18 protein-coding genes are annotated in these 18999 nt (G+C 68.8%); 14 read left to right on the top strand and 4 right to left on the bottom strand.

Going from position 1 to position 18999, the window contains the following annotated elements:
- The first annotated feature begins 75 nt into the window (after positions 1-75).
- Both M1L36_RS11175 and cutA read left to right on the top strand, forming a co-directional pair.
- On the top strand, positions 76-2184 hold the full coding sequence (locus tag M1L36_RS11175; RefSeq protein WP_250873811.1) for a S9 family peptidase: 2109 nt from the start codon (positions 76-78) through the stop codon (positions 2182-2184).
- Between the two features lie 45 nt (positions 2185-2229).
- Complete coding sequence (gene cutA, locus M1L36_RS11170) at positions 2230-2538, top strand: divalent-cation tolerance protein CutA (protein WP_250873810.1); 309 nt, start codon at positions 2230-2232, stop codon at positions 2536-2538.
- A gap of 83 nt (positions 2539-2621) precedes the next feature.
- On the opposite strand, the gene M1L36_RS11165 is transcribed toward cutA, so the two are convergent.
- Positions 2622-3725, bottom strand: a complete 1104-nt coding sequence (locus M1L36_RS11165) for an aminopeptidase (RefSeq protein WP_250873809.1) — start codon at positions 3723-3725, stop codon at positions 2622-2624.
- A 153-nt stretch (positions 3726-3878) separates the two neighbouring features.
- Here M1L36_RS11165 and M1L36_RS11160 point away from each other — a divergent pair, with 153 nt between their 5' ends.
- On the top strand, positions 3879-4895 hold the full coding sequence (locus M1L36_RS11160) for a threonine aldolase family protein (protein WP_250873808.1): 1017 nt from the start codon (positions 3879-3881) through the stop codon (positions 4893-4895).
- Positions 4896-4916: 21 nt separating this feature from the next.
- On the opposite strand, the gene M1L36_RS21380 is transcribed toward M1L36_RS11160, so the two are convergent.
- On the bottom strand, positions 4917-5045 hold the full coding sequence (locus M1L36_RS21380) for a DUF7859 family protein (protein WP_305794464.1): 129 nt from the start codon (positions 5043-5045) through the stop codon (positions 4917-4919).
- 266 nt (positions 5046-5311) lie between these two features.
- Positions 5312-5809 carry a metallophosphoesterase gene (locus M1L36_RS11155; RefSeq protein WP_250873807.1) on the bottom strand — a complete coding sequence of 166 codons (498 nt, stop codon included), beginning with the start codon at positions 5807-5809 and terminating at the stop codon, positions 5312-5314.
- A 71-nt stretch (positions 5810-5880) separates the two neighbouring features.
- Here M1L36_RS11155 and M1L36_RS11150 point away from each other — a divergent pair, with 71 nt between their 5' ends.
- Together M1L36_RS11150 and M1L36_RS11145 are read left to right on the top strand one after the other, a co-directional pair.
- On the top strand, positions 5881-6825 hold the full coding sequence (locus M1L36_RS11150; RefSeq protein WP_250873806.1) for a cation diffusion facilitator family transporter: 945 nt from the start codon (positions 5881-5883) through the stop codon (positions 6823-6825).
- A 101-nt stretch (positions 6826-6926) separates the two neighbouring features.
- Positions 6927-9287, top strand: a complete 2361-nt coding sequence (locus tag M1L36_RS11145; protein ID WP_369694224.1) for an ATP-dependent DNA helicase — start codon at positions 6927-6929, stop codon at positions 9285-9287.
- 35 nt (positions 9288-9322) lie between these two features.
- Here M1L36_RS11145 and M1L36_RS11140 read toward each other — a convergent pair whose 3' ends face one another.
- Positions 9323-9817, bottom strand: coding sequence for a 2'-5' RNA ligase family protein (locus M1L36_RS11140; protein ID WP_250873805.1), 495 nt, complete (start codon positions 9815-9817; stop codon positions 9323-9325).
- Positions 9818-10104: 287 nt separating this feature from the next.
- On the opposite strand from M1L36_RS11140, the gene M1L36_RS11135 reads away from it, so the two are divergent.
- The 9 genes from M1L36_RS11135 to M1L36_RS11095 all read left to right on the top strand — a co-directional run.
- On the top strand, positions 10105-11337 hold the full coding sequence (locus M1L36_RS11135; protein WP_250873804.1) for an argininosuccinate synthase: 1233 nt from the start codon (positions 10105-10107) through the stop codon (positions 11335-11337).
- Between the two features lies 1 nt (position 11338).
- Complete coding sequence (gene argH, locus M1L36_RS11130; RefSeq protein WP_369694232.1) at positions 11339-12805, top strand: argininosuccinate lyase; 1467 nt, start codon at positions 11339-11341, stop codon at positions 12803-12805.
- Between the two features lie 218 nt (positions 12806-13023).
- On the top strand, positions 13024-13188 hold the full coding sequence (lysW, locus tag M1L36_RS11125; RefSeq protein ID WP_250873803.1) for a lysine biosynthesis protein LysW: 165 nt from the start codon (positions 13024-13026) through the stop codon (positions 13186-13188).
- A gap of 118 nt (positions 13189-13306) precedes the next feature.
- A complete protein-coding gene (gene lysX, locus M1L36_RS11120) occupies positions 13307-14191 on the top strand; it encodes a lysine biosynthesis protein LysX (protein WP_250873802.1) in 885 nt (294 codons plus the stop codon).
- Positions 14192-14204: 13 nt separating this feature from the next.
- Complete coding sequence (argC, locus tag M1L36_RS11115; RefSeq protein ID WP_250873801.1) at positions 14205-15236, top strand: N-acetyl-gamma-glutamyl-phosphate reductase; 1032 nt, start codon at positions 14205-14207, stop codon at positions 15234-15236.
- Positions 15237-16154, top strand: a complete 918-nt coding sequence (locus M1L36_RS11110; protein ID WP_250873800.1) for an acetylglutamate/acetylaminoadipate kinase — start codon at positions 15237-15239, stop codon at positions 16152-16154. It begins immediately after the preceding gene.
- Entirely contained in the window at positions 16151-17278 is a 1128-nt protein-coding gene (locus M1L36_RS11105) for an aspartate aminotransferase family protein (RefSeq protein WP_250873799.1), read from the top strand. Before M1L36_RS11110 ends, M1L36_RS11105 begins: the two co-directional genes overlap by 4 nt.
- Positions 17275-18348, top strand: a complete 1074-nt coding sequence (locus M1L36_RS11100; protein ID WP_250873798.1) for a [LysW]-lysine hydrolase — start codon at positions 17275-17277, stop codon at positions 18346-18348. Before M1L36_RS11105 ends, M1L36_RS11100 begins: the two co-directional genes overlap by 4 nt.
- 6 nt (positions 18349-18354) lie before the next feature.
- Positions 18355-18999, top strand: a 645-nt coding sequence (locus tag M1L36_RS11095; RefSeq protein ID WP_250873797.1) for a Rossmann-fold NAD(P)-binding domain-containing protein, incomplete at its 3' end; no start/stop codon positions are given.

Here is an 18999-nt window from a genome sequence, read left to right as displayed (position 1 = left end):
TGCGAGTGACAGCACGAGGACACGACCCGCGACCGACCGAAGCGTACAGGGCCGTCCCGTTCGACCCACGCTACCATGCAGCCACTCGAAGCGAGCGACTATCACGACATCGTGCAGGTCGCCGACCCCCAGCTCTCGCCCGCAGGCGAGCGCGTCGCGTTCGTCCGCAAGGCCCCCAGCGGCGACGACGAGTACGAGACGACGGTGTACGTCGCGCCGGTCGACGGGAGTGCCCCGCCCCGCCAGTTCACCGCCGAGGAGGGGGCCGACGCCGAACCGCGGTGGTCGCCCTCGGGCGACCGACTCGCGTTCACGAGCGCCCGTGGCGACGCCGACATCCCTCAACTGTGGGTGCTCCCGACCGACGGCGGCGAAGCCCGGCAGGTGACCGACGTGGTCGGCGGCGTCGGCTCAATCGCGTGGTCGCCCGACGGCGAGCGAATCGCGTTCGCCCAGCGAGCGACCGCCGAAGAACGCGAGAAGGAACTGGACCTCGACGCCAGTGACGACCCCGAGTACGAACGCGACGCCCCCGACCCGCGGGTCATCGACCGCACCGTCTACCGCGCCGGGACGCAGTACTTCGACGGCCTGCGCTCGCACCTCTACACGGTCACCGTCGGCCACGCAGGCGAGGACGAAGGCGCGGTCACCCGCCACACCGACGACGAGTACGACTTCGGCGCGCCCGAGTTCGGCGACGCCGACACGCTCTACTACGCGGTCTGTCGCGACGAAGACCCGGACGACTCCGTCCTGTACGACATCGACGCACTGGACCTCCCGAACGGCGAGAGCGAGACGGTAACCCGGACGACCGGGTGGGTCGCCACCGTCGCGGCCACCGAAGACGGACTGCTCGCGTACCCCCGAACGCCCGAGGAGAAAGCGGCGATGCGCCAGACCGACCTCGAAGTGTTCGACTGCGAGACCGGCGAGACGGTCACGCCCACGTCGTCGCTCGACCGCACAGTCGCTCCCGGTGGGTTCGAGTTCGACGGCGACTCGCTGTACTTCCTGACGCCCGACGAGGGCGACACCGTCCTCCGACGGACAGCCATCGAGGACGACGCGGACTGTGACGTAGTCGTGAACGAGGGCGACCTCTCGGGCGCGTCGGTTCGCGACGGCCGCGTCGCGTTCGCCCGCTCGGAGTGGGACCACCGCGGCGACGTGTTCTCGCTCGTCGATGGGGATGTCACCCGACTCAGCGAGGTCAACGCCGACCTGCTCGCCGAGCGCGACGTGCAGGAACCCGAGGAATTCTGGTTCGAATCGGAGGGTCACGAGATTCAGGGCTGGGTGCTCACCCCGCCCGACTACGATAGCGCGGAACGGAGTTCCGCGACGGAGTCGAGCGGCGAGCGTAGCGAACCGCGAGACCCCGACGAGGAGTACCCGCTGGCCGTCGAGATCCACGGCGGCCCCCACGTCATGTGGTCCACGTCGAGCACGATGTGGCACGAGTTCCAACTGCTCGCGGCACGGGGCTACGTCGTCTTCTGGTGTAACCCGCGTGGCTCGACGGGCTACGGCGAAGAACACGCCATGGGCATCGACCAGGACTGGGGTGACGTGACCATGCAGGACGTGTTCGCCGGTGCGGACGAGGTCTGTGCGAACTACGCCGTCGACGAGGACGCACAGTTCGTCACGGGCGGCTCGTTCGGCGGCTACATGACCGCCTGGATAGTGGGCCACTCCGAGCGGTTCGCCGGCGCGGTCGCCCAGCGCGGCGTCTACGACCTCTCCTCGTTCTACGGGTCGACCGACGCGTTCCAGCTCGTCGAGATGGACTTCTCGACGACGCCGTGGGAGGACCCCGAGTTCCTCTGGGAGCACTCCCCGGTCGCGTACGTCGAGGACGTGACGACGCCGACGCTCGTGATGCACGCCGACAACGACTACCGCGTCCCCGTCAACAACGGCGAGATGCTCTACCTGTTCCTGCGAAAACAGGGCGTCGACACCCGCCTCGTCCGCTACCCGCGCGAGGGCCACGAACTCTCCCGGTCGGGCGAACCGGCCCACGTCGTCGACCGCCTCGAACGCACGATTCGCTGGTTCGACGGCTACTCCGACCACCACGACGTCCCCCGCGCGCTGGACCGTGGCGACGACGGGTTGAGCAGCGCCGAGGAGGAGGACGCCGGCGCGGACGACGAGAGCGAGAGCGACGAGTAAGCTCCGGCGGCAGACTCAACTCGCCTTCTCGCGAACCGAGACGGGATGATACACATCGCCGTCGACATCGGCGCACCGGGCCAACGGGAAGCAGAACGCATCTCGCGGGCCATCGTCGAAGACCGACTCGCCGCGGGCACGCGACTCACCGGCGGGCCGAGTCACTACCACTGGGAGGGGCGAATCTACGACGAGGAGTACTGGACGATAACCGTGTTCACCCTCGAAGAACACTTCGAGGCACTCTGTGACCTCGTCCGAGACCTCCACAGCGACGCCCTTCCGGGCATCACGTACTCGGAAATCGGCGGCACCGACGAGTTTCTGGAGTGGATAACCGAGGAGACGCGGTAGAGAACGCAAAGACGGTCGTCGAATCGATTCGGCCACTGTTCGAACCGGTCTTCACGGTTCACTGACGCTCACTCCGAACCTCCCTACCCCTCGAACCCGTCCTCGAACCGGAAGGTCCCGTCGCGCTGGACGACCTCGCCGTCGACCTCGATGTACGAATCCTCGCTCATGTCGACGATCATGTCGACGTGGACCGCCGACTCGTTGGTCTCCCGACCCTCGCCGACGCAGGCGTCGTACGCCCGCCCGACGGCGAGGTGGATGGTGTCGCCCATCTTCTCGTCGAACAGCATGTTGTAGGTGAACTCGTCGATGGCGCGGTTCATGCCGATGCCGAGTTCGCCGAGGCGACGTGCGCCGTCGTCGGTGTTCAGGATGTTGTCGAGCACCTCCTCGTTCTTGCCGGCCTCGTACTCGACGATACGGCCCTCCTCGAAGACGACGCGGACGTCGGTGATCTCCCGGCCCTGCTGGTAGACGGGTTTGTCGAAGAACACCTCTCCCTCGACGCTGTCGGGGACGGGGGCGGTGAACACCTCGCCGCCGGGGAGGTTGGCCTCGCCGAAGTCGTTGAGCGTCAGCATCCCCTCGACGCTCATCGTCACGTCGGTGGTGTCGCCCGAGACGATGCGGACCTCGCTGGCCTCGTTCAGGATGTCGGCCATCTCGGCCTGGAACGCCTCGACCTCGTCCCAGTCGCGGTTGATGGCGTCCCAGACGAAGTTCTCGTAGCCGTCGGTGGACATCTCGGCGAGCTGGGCGTTCGCGGCGGCGGGGAACTGCGTGAGACACCAGGTCTTGCCCAGTCGCTCCTCGAGGATGGGCTGGGTGAGCTGGCTGTACGCCTGGTTGACCTCGGGGTCGACGTCCGAGGTCTGGGTGGCGTTGTCGCTCGCGCGGATGGCGATGTAGACGTCCATCGTCTCGTACAGCGCCATGATGTGGTCGGGGAAGTCCTCGTCGTCGAACTCCCCGTCGTGGTTGCGGAGGTACGCCCGTCGGAAGCGCGTGCCGAGTCGCTCCTGGATGACCAGCGGGTTCGCGCCGACGTCGGCGGCGGCCTCACAGAGCGCGGTGACGAGGTCCTCGCTCACGGGATGGGCGTCGATGACGACGTTGTCGCCGGCCGCCATCCCGGTGGAGTGATCGACGATGATCTGTGCGTGCTCCCGGATGCGTGGGTCCATGTACCGAACTGTTCGGGGTGAGTGGAAACGGCTTTCGAAACGCCCGGGCGGCGTCAGTCCCGCGTGTGTGTCCGTCGTGGCCGGGGCTCGGGGGGTCCGCCGCTCGCCGCCGCGACCACCGCGTATTTGCCCACCGGGGCGGTACCACGGGCCATGAGCGAGGACCCAATCGACCTGCGGAGCGACACGGTGACCCGCCCGAGCGACGCGATGCGAGAGGCCGCCCGCGACGCCCCGGTCGGCGACGACGTCTACCGCGAGGACCCGACGGTCAACGACCTCGAATCGCGGGTCGCGGACCTACTGGGATTCGAGGCGGCGCTGTACGTTCCCTCGGGGACGATGGGCAACCAGATAGCGGCGCGCGTCCACACCGAGCGCGGCCAGGAGGCGATCGTCGAACGCGAGAGCCACGTCTACAAGTGGGAACTGGGCGGGTTCGCCCAGCACGCCCAACTCCAGGTCCGGCCCGTCGACGGCGACGACCGCGGCGTCGTCTCGCCCGCGCAGGTCCACGAGGCGTACGTCGAAGCCGACGGCCACCGCCCCGGCACGGGGCTGGTCTGTCTGGAGAACACCCACAACTCGAAGGGTGGGACGGCCATCGCCGCGACCGACGTCGACGCAGTCGCGGACGCGGCCCACGACCTCGGCGTCCCGGTCCACCTCGACGGCGCACGCCTCGCCAACGCCGCCGTCGCGCTCGACGTCCCGCTCCACCGGCTCACCCACGGCGTCGACTCGACGATGATGTGTCTCTCGAAGGGACTCGGCGCACCGGTCGGCTCGATGCTCGCCGGGAGCGAGGCGTTCGTCGAGGACGCTCGTCGGGTCCGCAAACTGTTCGGCGGCGGGATGCGCCAGGCCGGGATGATAGCCGCACCCGGACTGCTCGCGCTGGAGAACGTCGAGCGGCTCGGCGAGGACCACGAGAACGCCGCGGTTCTCGCGGCGGGTCTCGACGACGTCCCGGGCGTCCGACCGTTCGACCCCGAGACGAACATCGTCCTCGCGGCGACCGACGACCCCGCCGAGGCGTTCCTGGCGGAGTGTGCGGAGGTGGGCGTGCTCGGCGTCCCGTTCGACGACCACCTCGTCCGGTTCGTCACCCACTGGGACGTCTCGCGGGCGAACGTGGAGACGGCGCTCGACAGACTGGCGGGGCGCTGAGAAACGAACGTCCTGGGCGGGCTACCGGCGTTCGTCGACGCCCTCGTTGAACGCGAGGACGGTCCGGCGGAACATGAGGTAGAGCGCGAGGATGACCGAGAGGACGCCGCCGAGGATGACGAACATCATCAGGTTCCCGTCGATGAACATACCACTTCTCGCGCACTGGCGGCCAAAGGTGTTTCGGGCATCCCTGTACCGGTTCTCCCTGCGGACGCCCGCTCAGGAGGCGTCACTGACCGGTTCCGTCCGGCGGGTCGAGAACCGCGTCACCACGCCGCCGACGGCCGCGCCGCCTATCGGTCAAACGACCGTTTGAGCCAAGCGCGTTTATATTGAGATGGGGGGTGTAGCACCGAGTGCAGCTTCGGTCCTCCCCGGTCCCCGGACCGGAATCAGCCCTCCCTCCCATGCTTTCACACCTCGAACCGAGAGAGTTCGGTGCCGTCGGGTTGGACGAGTCGCCCCCGCAGCGGGTCGCGTTCGAGTTCGGCGTGCGCCGGCCGGTACCGTCGCGGTTCGGCGTGACTCCCCGGGTTGAGCACCGGCACGTCCCCCACGGTGCGGAACTCGGGGCGGTGTGAGTGGCCGACGACGACGAGGTCGGCGTTCTCCTGCTTGCCGTACATCGCCAGTGCGGTGTCGGTGTGTTCGTGACCGTGGACGATGGCGATGCGGACCCCGCCGAAGTCGACGGTCCGTCGGGCGGGGAGACGTTCCCGGACCTCGTGGGTGTCGTTGTTACCGGTGACGCCGTGGAACGTCTCGGCCTCGCGTTCGAACGCGTCGAGGACCGTCACGGTGTTGAAGTCACCCGCGTGGAGGACGTGGTCGGCCTCGCGGACCGCCTCCAGCGTCCGACCCGTCAGTCGGTGTCCGTCTCGGCCGTGCGTGTCGGAGACCACCGTAATCATACGCCGACTCGGGCGGCCCCGTACATCAATCTCCGGTAGCTCTTTCATGTGTCCCCGGCTGCATCGGAACGATGGCAAGCAGCAAGTCGGTCGTTATCGCCGCGCTCATCGCCAACGGCGCGATTGCTATCCTGAAGTTCGTCGGGTATCTCCTCACACAGAGTCCCTCCATGCTCTCGGAGACGTACCACTCCATCTCCGACACGGGCAACCAGGTGTTCCTCCTGTTCGGCATCCGCTACAGCGGACGTGAGGCCGACCGGAGCCACCCCTTCGGGTACGGCAAGGCACAGTTCTTCTACTCCTTCCTCGTCGCCGTCCTCCTGTTCGGCATCGCCGGCTGGGAGTCGCTGAAACACGGCTACCACGCGATTACGCACGGCGGAAAGGTGGTGGCGGGTAGCGTCACGCTCCCGGTCGTCGGACAGATTCCCAGCGTCTGGGTCAACTACGCCGTCCTGACCGGCGCGATCATCTTCGAGTCCTGGGCGCTGTACAAGGCGTATCAGGGGCTCTCGAAACAGATGGTCGAACACGAGTGGGAGACCCTCCGCGAGGCGTTCAAGAAGACCAGCGACGTCACGACGCTCACCGCGTTCACCGAGGACTCCATCGCGCTCGGTGGGGCAGGCATCGCCATGTTCGCCATCTTCCTCTCGCGGTACACGGGCAACCCCATCTACGACGCCGTCGGGTCGGTGCTCATCGGGCTGATGCTGATGGGGTTCGCCCTCGCACTCGCCTGGGAGAACAAGCGCCTGCTCATCGGCGAGTCCATCCCGGTCGACGAGGAGGAGAAGCTCCGGAACATCGTCCGTGAGTGGCAGGGCGTCGAACACATCGACGAGTTCCGGACGGTGTACTTCGGGCCGGAGCGACTCATCGTCACCGCCGACGTGAGCTTCGACGACACCCTCGACGTGGAGGGCATCGACGACGCCATCACGGGCATCGAGGACGCCATCATCGCGTCCGAACCGCAGGTGCGGAAGGTGTACATCGAACCCGAGATTTGAAGAGGTGTCTCGGCTGTCGTTCTCATCGGTCGGGCCGTCCCTCCGGTGACGACCCCTGTCGGTGCGAGGGATTTTAGCACCGGGCGCGTAACCAGTATCCAGTGAGTCAGCCGTCGCCCGAGGACCTCCGATTCTTCCCGTACGGGAGTCCGTACGACCACCAGCGAGAGGCGATGGACTCGATTTCGGGTGCGCTCGACGACGGCCGCGACGTGCTGTTCGAGGGGGCCTGCGGGACTGGCAAGACCCTCGCGGCGCTCGTCCCCGCGCTCGAACACGCCCGTCGGACCGACAAGACGGTCGTCATCACGACGAACGTCCACCAGCAGACCCGCCAGTTCATCGAGGAGGCTCGGGCCATCACCCGCCAGGAGCAGATTCGGACCGTCGTCTTCCGAGGCAAGTCCTCGATGTGCCACATCGACGTGGGCTACGAGGAGTGCCAGGCGCTCCGGGACACGACCAAGGAACTCGTCGAGGTCGAATCCGACCGTGCGGAGTTGGGGGCGATGAGCGACGACCTGCTCGAAGAAGCCCAGGACGAGGCCGACAGCGCCGGGATGGGCGGTGCGGCGGCCGACGAAGCGACCGCCAGCCGGCAGGCCGTGATGGACGAGATGACGGCGCTGGAGTCCGAACTCGAAGAGCTACGCGACCAGTCGGTCTGTGAGTACTACCGGAAGAACCTCGTCGCCGACACCGACCCGTTCTACGAGTGGCTGTTCGAGGACGTCCGGACGCCCGACGAGATATACGAACACGCCCACGAAGAGGGCTTCTGCGGGTACGAGTTGCTCAAAGAGGGGATGGAGGGCGTCGACCTCGTCGTCTGTAACTACCACCACCTGCTCGACCCGATGATCCGCGAGCAGTTCTTCCGGTGGCTGGGTCGCGACCCGGAGGACGTGGTGGTCGTCTTCGACGAGGCGCACAACGTCGAGGACGCGGCGCGCGACCACGCGACGCGGACGCTCGCCGAACCGACGGTCGACAGCGCGCTGGCGGAACTCGCCGAGACCGCCGACCCGCGCGTCGAACCCGCGGAGAACGTCGTCAGCGCGTTCCGCGAGGCGCTCGTCCGCACCTACGAGGACGCGCTGGCGTACGGCGAACGCGAGGAGGTCGGCGAGGACTGGTACGACCTCTCCATCACCAACGACCGGGGGCGCGACGACCTCACCCTGGCGTTCCTCGACGCCTACACCGGTCAGGGAATCCACGAGGACCTGGACGTGGCGCTGGAACTCGGGAAGGCGCTCGACCGGCAGTACCACGAGGCGTACAAGGAGGGCGAGACCCGGACTCGCAAGGAGTGTCGCGTGTTGCAGGCGGCGACGTTCGTCGACGACTGGTTGCGCGACTCCGACGAGGAGGGGCAGTACCCCGTCGTCTCGGTTCGTGAACCGGGCCGCTACGACGCGACCGAGGGCGACGACGGTGCCGAGGGAGCCTCGGCAAACAGCCAGAACGTGACGACCGACGGCGGGACCGCGACGAGCGACACCGACACCATCTACGGTCGGGCCGAGTTGTACACGTGTATCCCGCGACGGGTCACCGAACCGCTGTTCGACGAACTCCACGCGAGCGTCCTGATGAGCGCGACGCTGCGCCCGTTCGACGTCCTCGGCGACGTCCTCGGCCTGTCCGGGTCCGACCTCGGCGCGGACGACGAGGCCCAGAAGGACGAGGAGGCGGCCGACACCGACGGCCCGCTCACGATGGCCTACGGCGAGGTGTTCCCCGAGGAGCGCCGTCGGACGTACGCCGTCGACATCCCGGCGCTGTTCGCCTCGAAGCGCGAAGAGCAGTCGACACAGGCGACCGTCGCCTCGGCGCTCGCAGACGCGGTCCGGTTCACGCCCGGCAACACGCTCGTGTTCTTCCCCAGCTACCGGGAGGCAGAGCGCTACCACGACCTGCTCGGGGCGAACCCGGACGTCGAGGCGACGCGGTACCTCGACCGCCCCGGCGAACGCGCCGAGGAGCTCCGCCAGCGGTTCGTCGCGGACGACGACGGCGTGCTGTTCACCTCGCTGTGGGGGACGCTCGCCGAGGGGGTGAGCTTCGACGACGACGACGCCCGGTCGGTCGTGGTCGTGGGTGTTCCGTACCCGCACCTCGACGACCGGATGGACGCGGTTCAGGACGCCTACGACACCGCCTTCGACGGGAAGGACGTGGGCTGGAAGTACGCCGTCGAGGTCCCCACGATTCGCAAGACCCGACAGGCGCTCGGACGGGTCGTGCGCTCACCGGAGGACTTCGGGGTGCGAATCCTGCTCGACGAGCGCTACACCAAGCGCGCCCGCCGGGAGATGAAGAAGTACAGCGTCAAGGAGGGCTTCCCCGCCGAGGAGCGCGTCGAACAGATCGACATCGACCCGGGGAAGCTGAAGTTCGCGATGCTCAACTTCTACTCCGATATGGACGCGTGGAGTGGGTCGCCGCCGCGACCGTAGGTGAGTAGTCGGCGCGGTCCTCACGACTCCGTTCGCTATCGTCCCAGCGCGAGCGACGCGACCGGTTCGCGCCACCGGTTCGACCACAGCAGCAGGTCCGAGACGGTCCACTCGACTGGCTCGACGTCGCGCTCACACAACGCCTCGACGGCGCTCCAGTCGCCACCACGCCCGAGCGTGACGTGGGGGACGTACGCCTCGCCCTCGATGGCCGGGACGGGGTCGAACGCCCGACAGAGTCGGTGGTGGAGCGCGCGGAGACCGGGGCTCTCGACGCGCAGGTGGACGACGGGCGTGCCGTCGGCGTCGAACGCGCCGAGACGCCCGAGTCGAGCGTTGCAGGCCGGTTCGCCAGCCAGCGCCGTACGGGCGCGCTCGGCCAGTTCGCGGTGGTCCGTCTCGTCCTCGCCGACGCGCTTGACGACGAGCGTGAGTCGGTCGCGCGGGCGACAGCCGTCGGGGAGGTCGCGCTGGAGGGCCTCGACGACCGTCCGGACCGACCGCGGAACACGGGCGTTCAGACTGTACACGTCCTCTCTCGGTCGACGTGCGTACAAAAACGCCGCGCACGGCAGTGTGGGGTGTTCACACGACGGCGCAGCGATTGCCGCCCGAGACAGGTTTATTACGCTCGCGTCGTTTCGGTCTGGTAATGACGACTCACCGCTCCACCGGCACGCAGGCCGCGAGCGGTGCCCTTCCGCGACGAGTGCGACCGGGCCTCCTGGCCCAGTAACTACATTCTCCCCTCGACCGTCGCCCAGTTTCCAACCGTCCAGCGCCGAGGTTTCGGCGCACCCATCGCACTCGACCCCAAATGTCCACAAGCAAAGTCGCGCTCGCCTTCTCGGGTGGGCTCGACACGACCGTCTGCGTTCCGCTGTTGAAAGAGGAGTACGGCTACGACGAAGTCGTCGGCGTCACCGTCGACGTCGGCCAACCCGCCGAGGAGTTCGACGAGGCCGACGAGACCGCCGACGCACTCGGCGTCGAGACCCACGTCGTCGACGCCAAAGCCGAGTTCGCCGACCTCTGTCTCGACGCCGTCCGCGCCAACGCCGACTACCAGGGCTACCCGCTCGGAACCGCGCTCGCGCGTCCCGTCATCGCCCAGGCCATCCTCGACGTCGCCGTCGACGAGGGCTGTGACGCCGTCGCCCACGGCTGTACCGGGAAGGGCAACGACCAGTTGCGCTTCGAGGCGGTCTGGCGCACCTCCGACCTGGAGGTCATCGCCCCCATCCGCGAACTCGGACTGACCCGCGACTGGGAGGTGGAGTACGCCGCCGAACACGACCTGCCGGTCGACGGCGGGAACGGCGGCGACTGGTCCATCGACACGAACCTCTGGAGTCGCTCCGTCGAGGGCGACGCGCTGGAGGACCCGAACTACGTCCCGCCCGAGGACATCTACGAGTGGACGGACACGCCCGGCGAAGCGGAGACGGAACTCGTCGAGATAACGTTCGAGGAGGGCTATCCCGTCGCTCTGGAGGGCGAGCAGATGGACGCCGTCACGCTCGTCGAGACGCTCAACGACCTCGCGGGCGAGCACGGCGTCGGCCGTACGGACATGATGGAAGACCGCATGCTCGGCCTGAAGGTCCGCGAGAACTACGAGCACCCGGCGGCGACCGCCCTGCTCACCGCACACGAGGCGCTGGAGGGTCTCGTTTTGACTGCAGAAGAGCGCCAGTTCAAACAGCAGGTCGACGCCCAGTGGTCCCAGAAGGCCTACGAGGGCCTCGTGATGGCTCCGCTCGTCGACGCGCTCGAGGGGTTCATCGCCACGACGCAGGAGCGCGTGACGGGCACGGTCACCCTGAAGTTCGAGGGCGGGCAGTGTCGCCCGGTCGGTCGCGACAGCGAATTCGCCACGTACTCCGAGTCGGCTGCCTCGTTCGACACCGAGACCGTCGACGGCATCGCCCAGGAGGACGCGACGGGCGTCGCGAAGTACCACGGGTTCCAGACCCGCCTGGCGAACGGCGCGAAAGAGCAGACCAAGCAGGCGACGGAGGCGCTCCCCGACGGTGGCAGTGAACAGTGAGATGACGGGGCTGGACGACTCGGACGTGGTCCGCCGCGAACGCTTCAGCGGCGGCCCCGCCCGGTCGTTCCTCTCGTCGCTCGACGCCGACGAGCGCATCTTCGAGGCCGACCTCGCGGTCGACCGCGCCCACGTCGTCATGCTCGCCGAGCAGGACGTGGTGAGCGACGACGAGGCGGCGACCATCCTCCAGGCGCTCGACGTGGTGGAGGTCGAGGAACACGCCGGCCTCCCCGCCGGCGAGGACATCCACGCCGCCATCGAGACGTCGGTCATCGACCAGGTCGGGCCGGTCGGCGGGAAGATGCACACCGCCCGTTCGCGCAACGACGAGGTCGCGGCGTGCATCCGCTATCGCCTGCGCGAGGACCTGCTCGACGCAATCGAGGCGACGCTGCTCGCCCGCGAGTCGCTCCTGACGGTGGCGACCGAGCACACCGAGACGGTGATGCCGGGGTTCACCCACCTCCAGCCAGCCCAGCCCACGACCGTGGCACACTGGGCGTGTTCGTACCAGCAGGCGCTCGCTCGCGACACGGCGCGTCTGTTCGACGCCTACGCACGGGTCAACCAGTCGCCGCTCGGCGCGGCGGCGTTCGCCGGGACGACGTTCGACGTCGACCGCGAGCGGGTCGCCGAGTTGCTCGGGTTCGACGGCGTGCTGGATAACGCGACGGACGCCAGCGCGACGCGTGACTTCCTCGTCGAGACGGCGTCCGCGCTCGCGACGCTGGCGACGCACCTCTCGGGACTCGCCGAGGACCTCGTCGTCTTCGCGAACAAGGGCCTCGTCGACCTCGCGGACGACTACTCCTCGACCTCCTCGATAATGCCCCAGAAGGTCAACCCGGACACGCTGGAACTCGTCCGCGCGACGGCGGGCGACGCCAGCGCGGGACTCAACGGTCTGTTGACGACGCTGAAGGGCCTCCCTCGTGCGTACAACCGCGACCTCCAGCGCGCGACGCCCCACGTCTGGGCGAGCGTCGACGCCGTCACCGAAGCGACGGAGGTCGCCGCGGGGGCGGTCGCCACGGCCGACTGGCCCGAGGAGAAACTCGAAGCCGCCGCTGGCGAGGGGTTCTCGACGGCCACCGGGGTCGCCGACCTGCTCGCCGCGTCGGGGATTCCGTTCCGCACCGCCCACGAGGTGCTCGCGCTCGCCGCCGAGACCGCCGAAGAGGGTGGAACGCCCAGTTACGACCTCGTCGCGGCGGCCGCCGAGGAGGTGCTCGACGAACCGCTCTCGACGTACGTCTCGGAGGACGCCGTCCAGACGGCGCTGGACCCCGTCTCGAACGTCGCGGCGCGCGACTCGCTCGGCGGGCCGGCCCCCGAGACGGTGCGCGCGCACCTCGCCGAGGCGACCGAGGACTGCTCGGGCGACGAGGCGATCCTCGACTGTCTCGCCGAGTCGCTCGACGCGGCCGACGACGACCTCCGCGAGGAGGTGACGGCGTATGTCTGATGGTTCCGTGGCCGGCGTGACCACCGCCGCGCGCCGAGCACCGCGACCGCGACCACGGCCGCCGGCTTCGGCCGGAACTGACCTACCACACCGATGACACTGCGACGACCCGACCGCCGACGAAACCGCTTCCGACGCCGTTAGCGGCCGTTCTACCATTATTTTCCGTTGTCACTATCGCTGCAATTAAGTAGCTGTCCCTCCGAGCGGGAACTACGATGACGACCTGCCCAGAATGCGGCGCGGACGTGACGCTTCCCGACGACGTGGAGACCGGCGAGATACTCGACTGTGCCACCTGTGGGGCCGAACTGGAGGTCCTGTCGACGGAGCCCGTCGAACTCGACGTCGCCCCCGAACTGGAGGAAGACTGGGGGGAGTGACGGTGCACCAGGCCACACTCCACGGCTCGCTCGCGACCCACGTGAGCGATGCCGACCGAACGTGTGAGACGAGTCGAACCCACGCGGGTACCACGACAGTCGGGACGGAGGGGGCGGCGTGAACGTCGGCGTCCTCTACTCGCGCATCCGTCGCGACGAGAAACTGCTGCTCTCGGAGCTGCGCGAGCGCGGCCACGAGGTGACGAAGGTCGACGTGCGCGACCAGCAGTTCACGCTGTCGAACGCGCCAGAAGGGCTGACCGACTGCGACGTCGTCGTCGACCGCTGTCTGGCGACGAGTCGCAGCAAGTACGCCACGCGCTTCCTCGACCACTACGGCGTCCCCGTGGTCAACAGCGCCGAGACCGCCGCGCTGTGTGCGGACAAGGCCGAGACGAGTCTGGCGCTGTCGGCGGCGGGCGTCCCGACGCCCGAGACGACGGTGGCGTTCACCACCGACGCGGCGATGGACGCCATCGAGAGCTTCGGCTACCCCTGCGTGCTCAAACCCGTCGTCGGGTCGTGGGGTCGTCTGATGGCGAAACTCGACTCGAAGAGCGCCGCCGAGGCGATTCTCGAACACAAGGCGACGCTCGGCCACTACGAGCACAAGGTGTTCTACGTCCAGGAGTTCGTCGAGAAACCCGGTCGCGACATCCGCGTCGTCGCCGTCGACGGCGAACCCATCGCGGGGATGACCCGCTCGTCGGACCACTGGCTCACCAACGCCGCGAAGGGCGCGAGCGCGGAACCCTTCGAGGTCGACGACGAGGTGGCCGAGTTGGTCGCCCGAGCGAGCGAGGCCGTCGGCGGTGGTCTGCTCGGTGTGGACCTGATGGAGACTGGCGACGGCTACACCGTTCACGAGGTCAACCACACGGTCGAGTTCAAGGCGCTCGACGACGCCGTCGACGTGGACGTCCCCGCCGCGGTCGTCGACTGGCTGGAGAGCCGTGTCGAGGAGACGGCCACCGACGAACAGACCGTGGAGGCGACGACGTGATGGGGTGGAACGGATGACCCTCACCGCCAGCGTCGTCGGCGCGAGCGGGTTCGCGGGGGGTGAACTCCTCCGTCTGCTCGCGGGCCACCCCGAGTTCGAACTCGCACAGGCTACCAGCAGGTCGGCGACGCGCAAGACCGTCGGCCACGCCCACCCCAACCTGCGGGGGCTGGACCTGCGGTTCAGCGACCCCGCCGACCTCGAATCGGTGGACGTGCTGTTCGCCGCGACGCCTCACGGCGTCTCGATGGGTCGTATCGACGAGTTCCGGGACGTCGCGGACACCGTCGTCGACCTCTCGGCGGACTTCCGCCTCGACACCGCCGAACAGTACGACGAGTGGTACGACGGCCACGAGCGCCCCGAGTTGCTCGCCGAGGCGACGTACGCGTTGCCCGAACTCAACCGCGAGGACCTGGCCGGTGCGGACCTCATCGCTTCGGGTGGCTGTAACGCCACCGCGACGATGCTCGGACTGCTCCCGCTGGCCGACGCGGACATGCTCGGGTCACAGCGGCCCGTCGTCGACGTGAAGGTCGGCTCCTCGGAGGGTGGCGCGGGCGGCGGTGCGGCCTCCTCACACGCCGAACGCTCCGGCGTGGTGCGGCCCTACGCGCCGACCGGCCACCGTCACGAAGCGGAGATCGAGCAGTTCGTCGGGCGCGTCGCGTTCACCGTCCACGCCGTCGATATGGTGCGCGGTGCGAGCGCGACGTGTCACGTCTTCCCCGACGAGCGCGTCACCACGGGCGATTTGTGGGGGGCGTTCCGCGAACGCTACGAGGACGAACCGTTCGTCCGCCTCGTCTCCGGTGGGGGCGGCGTCTACCGCTATCCCGAACCGAAATCGGTGGCTGGCACGAACTACGCCGAGGTCGGCTTCGAGGTGGACCCGAGAAACGGCCGCGTCGTCGTCTTCTCGGCCATCGACAACGTGACGAAGGGCTCGGCGGGCCAGGCGGTCCACGCCGCAAACCTCGCACTCGGTATCGAGGAGACGGCCGGTCTGGAGTTCCAGGGACTCCACCCCGTGGGGGCACCGTAGATGGTGACTGTGGTAAAAATCGGCGGCGCACGCGCCGTCGACCCAGCAGGCGCACTCGCCGACGTCGCCTCGCTCGTCGACTCCAGTGCCGAGGGAACCTCGGCAGGCAGCCAGAACGCAGCGCGTTCTGGCGACGGCGAGCAGGTCGTCGTCGTCCACGGTGGCTCGACCGCGGTCGACGACACGCTGGAATCGCTCGGCGAGGACCCGGAGTACGTCGAGACACCCTCGGGCGTCGTCGGCCGGTTCACCGACGAGCGCACCATGGAGGTGTTCTCGATGGTGCTGCCCGGGAAGCTGAACACCGACCTCGTCGTCGGCCTCCAGAACGCCGGCGTGAACGCGGTCGGTCTCTCGGGCGTGGACGGTGGTCTGCTCAAGGGTCCCCGGAAGTCCGCCGTTCGCGTCGTCGAGGACGACAAGCAGAAGATTCGCCGTGGCGACCACTCGGGCACGGTGAAGCAGGTCGACTCGGACCTGCTCGACACCCTGCTCGCGGGGGGCTACACGCCCGTCGTCACCGTGCCGATGCTCGCGAAGGATTCCGAACAGTGGCTCGCGGTCAACTCCGACGCCGACCGCGCGGCGGCCGCCGTCGCGGGTGCGCTCGACGCCGACCTCGTCCTGTTGACCGACGTCCCCGGCGTCCTCGCGGACCTCGACGACCCCGATTCGGTCATCGACGTGGTCGACACCCCCACCGAGTACGAGTCCCTCACCGACGCCGCCGAGGGGTTCATGACCCGGAAGGTGATGGCCGCGACCGAGGCACTGGAGGGCGGCGCGACGAGCGTCACCATCGGCGACGCGAACGCCGACGCTCCCGTCAGCGCCGCGCTGGAGGGTACCGGAACGACGGTCCTGCCCGGTGCGCTGTCCGAGGAGCGCGACACCGAGACCGCGGAGGCAGAGCAGTGAGCGGCTTCGTCTTCTCGGAGAAACCGCTGCGCATCGAGCGCGGCGAGGGCGTCCACCTCTACGACGACTCGGGGACGGAGTTCCTCGACTTCGGCGCGTCGTACGCCGTCACACCCGTCGGGCACTGTCACCCCGACGTCGTCGAGGCGGTCCAGCAGCAGGCCGGCGAGTTGCTGTACGTCCAGGGGTCGTACCCCGTCGACGTGCGCGACGGCCTCTACGACCGCCTCGGCTCGCTCGGTCCCGGCGACTGCGAGCACGTCTGGCTCTGTAACTCCGGGACCGAGGCCAACGAGGCCGCGCTGAAGTTCGCCCGGAGTGCGACCGGTCGCTCGAAGATCGTCGCGACGACCCGCGGGTTCCACGGGCGGACGATGGGCGCGCTGGCGACGACGTGGAAGAACGAGTACCGCGAGCCGTTCGAACCGCTCGCCGGCGGCGTCGAGTTCGTCGAGTACGGCGACGCCGCCGCGATGGCCGAGGCCGTCGACGACGAGACGGCCGGCGTCGTCCTCGAACCGATGCAGGGCGAGGGCGGTATCAACCCCGCCCCTGCGGGGTACCTCCAGTCGGTCCGCGAGGCGTGTGACGAGCACGGCGCGGCGATGATACTCGACGAGATTCAGACCGGTCTCGGTCGCACCGGCGCGTTCTGGGCGTGCGAACACCACGGCGTGACGCCCGACATCCTGACGACTGCGAAGGGACTCGCCAGCGGGCTTCCGCTGGGGGCGACGCTCTGTCGGGAGTGGGTCGCCGAGGACGCCGGCCCCCACGGCTCGACGTTCTCGGGTGGGCCGGTCGTCGCCGCCGCGGCCAACGCCACGCTGGACGTACTGGTCGAGGAGGATCTGCCCGGTCACGCCGCGACGACGGGCGACCACCTGCTGACCGAGTTGCAGGCCGCAATCGGCGAGGACGTGCGGGAGGTCCGCGGCGAGGGGCTGATGGTCGGTGTCGAGGTCAAGCGCGGTGCGAACCGTCTGCTCCCCACGCTGGCGATGAACCACCGAGTGCTCGCGCTCCCGGCGGGCCGGTCGGTCCTCCGCTTGCTCCCGCCGCTCGTCGTCGACGACGAGCACTGTGCGCAGGTCGTCGACGCGCTCGCCGAGGTGGTGGGATGAACGCCTCCTCGGAGTGCGCGACGAGTGCTCCCGTCTCCGACGAAGAGGCCCGCGACCTGTTGCAGTCGATGGTCGCGACGCCGTCGGTGTCGAGCGAGGAGCGCGCGGCGTGTGAACTGCTCGTCGCGTTCTTCGAAGAGCACGGCCGCGAGGCGTGGCTCGACGAGGTGGGTAACGTCCGCGCACCCGCCGACGACTCGCTGTTGCTCACGTCGCACGTCGACACCGTCCCCGGCGAGATTCCGGTTCGTATCGAAGCGGGCGAGGACGGCCCCGAACTGTGGGGCCGCGGGAGCGTCGACGCGACGGGGCCGCTCGTCGCGATGGCCGTCGCCGCGGTGAACACGGGCGTCTCGTTCGTCGGCGTCGTCGGCGAGGAGACCGACTCGCGGGGCGCGCGTCACCTCGTCACCGACCGGGAGGCTCCCGACGCGCTCGTCAACGGCGAACCCTCGGGCTGGGACGGCATCACGCTCGGCTATCGCGGACTGGTCGCGGGACGCTACGTCGCGACCAGCGAGTCGGGTCACACCTCTCGGCCGGAGAACAACGCGATTCAGGACGCGCTCCAGTGGTGGTCGCGCGTCGAGAGCGCGTTCGCCCCCGACGCCGAGGAGGAGTGGTCGCCCGTCTTCGAGCGCGTGACACCCAAACCCACGACCGTCGAGGGCGGCACCACCGAGGACGGGTTGGCCGTCGAGGCGACGATGGACGTCCAGTTCCGCGTCCCGCCCAGCCTGACTACCGAGGACGTCCGCGAACTCGCCGAACGCGAACTGAACGGCGGGACGGTCCACTGGAACGACGCCATCCCACCCGTGATGACCAGCCCCCGGACCGAGGTGGCCCGCGCGTTCCGGGTCGCCATCCGGGAGGCCGACGGCGACCCCCGCCTCCTGCGGAAGACCGGGACGGCCGACGTCAACCTCTACGCGGAGGCGTGGGACTGCCCGATGGCGACGTACGGTCCCGGCGACTCCGCCCTCGACCACGCGCCCGACGAGCGTCTCTCGCTGACCGAGTTCGACCGCTCGGTCGCGGTGCTCGAATCGGTCGCACGCACCCTCTGAGACACCATGAGCATCACGACCGACGAAGACGACGAAGACGACGAGACGACCAACCCGCGCCACCTGCTGGACATCGACGACCTCTCGCCGGCAGAACTGACCGAGATTCTCGACCGTGCCGAGGCACTCAAGGCGACACAGCGTGCCGACGACTCCCACCAGTACCTCGCCGGGCGGACGCTCGGGATGGTGTTCGAGAAGCCCTCGACGCGAACTCGGGTGTCCTTCGAGACCGGGATGACGCAGCTCGGGGGGCACGCCGTCTTCCTCGGCCCCGAGGACGTCGGTCTCGGGGGACGTGAACCCGCGAAGGACATCTCGCGGACGCTGTCGCGGTACGTCGACGCCGTGATGGTCCGGACGTTCGACCACGCCAACGTCGTCGAAATCGCCGAGTACGCGACGGTGCCGGTCGTCAACGGCCTCACCGACGCGGCCCACCCGTGCCAGACGATCGCGGACCTGCTGACCATCCGCGAACGGTTCGGCGACGACGCACGGGTCGCGTGGGTCGGCGACGGCAACAACGTCGCCCAGTCGTTCGTCGTCGGGGCGGCGCTCGCCGGTCTCGACGTGACAGTCGCGACGCCGGCCGAGTACGGCATCGACGACGCCGTCCTGGACCGGGCGGCCGCGCTCGGTGAGGCCCCG

The organism is Halomarina rubra (genome assembly GCF_023699475.1).
Taxonomy (GTDB): domain Archaea; phylum Halobacteriota; class Halobacteria; order Halobacteriales; family Haloarculaceae; genus Halomarina; species Halomarina rubra.
Note: the sequence above shows the minus strand (reverse complement) of the source record. Positions and strands in the feature narration are given on the sequence as shown.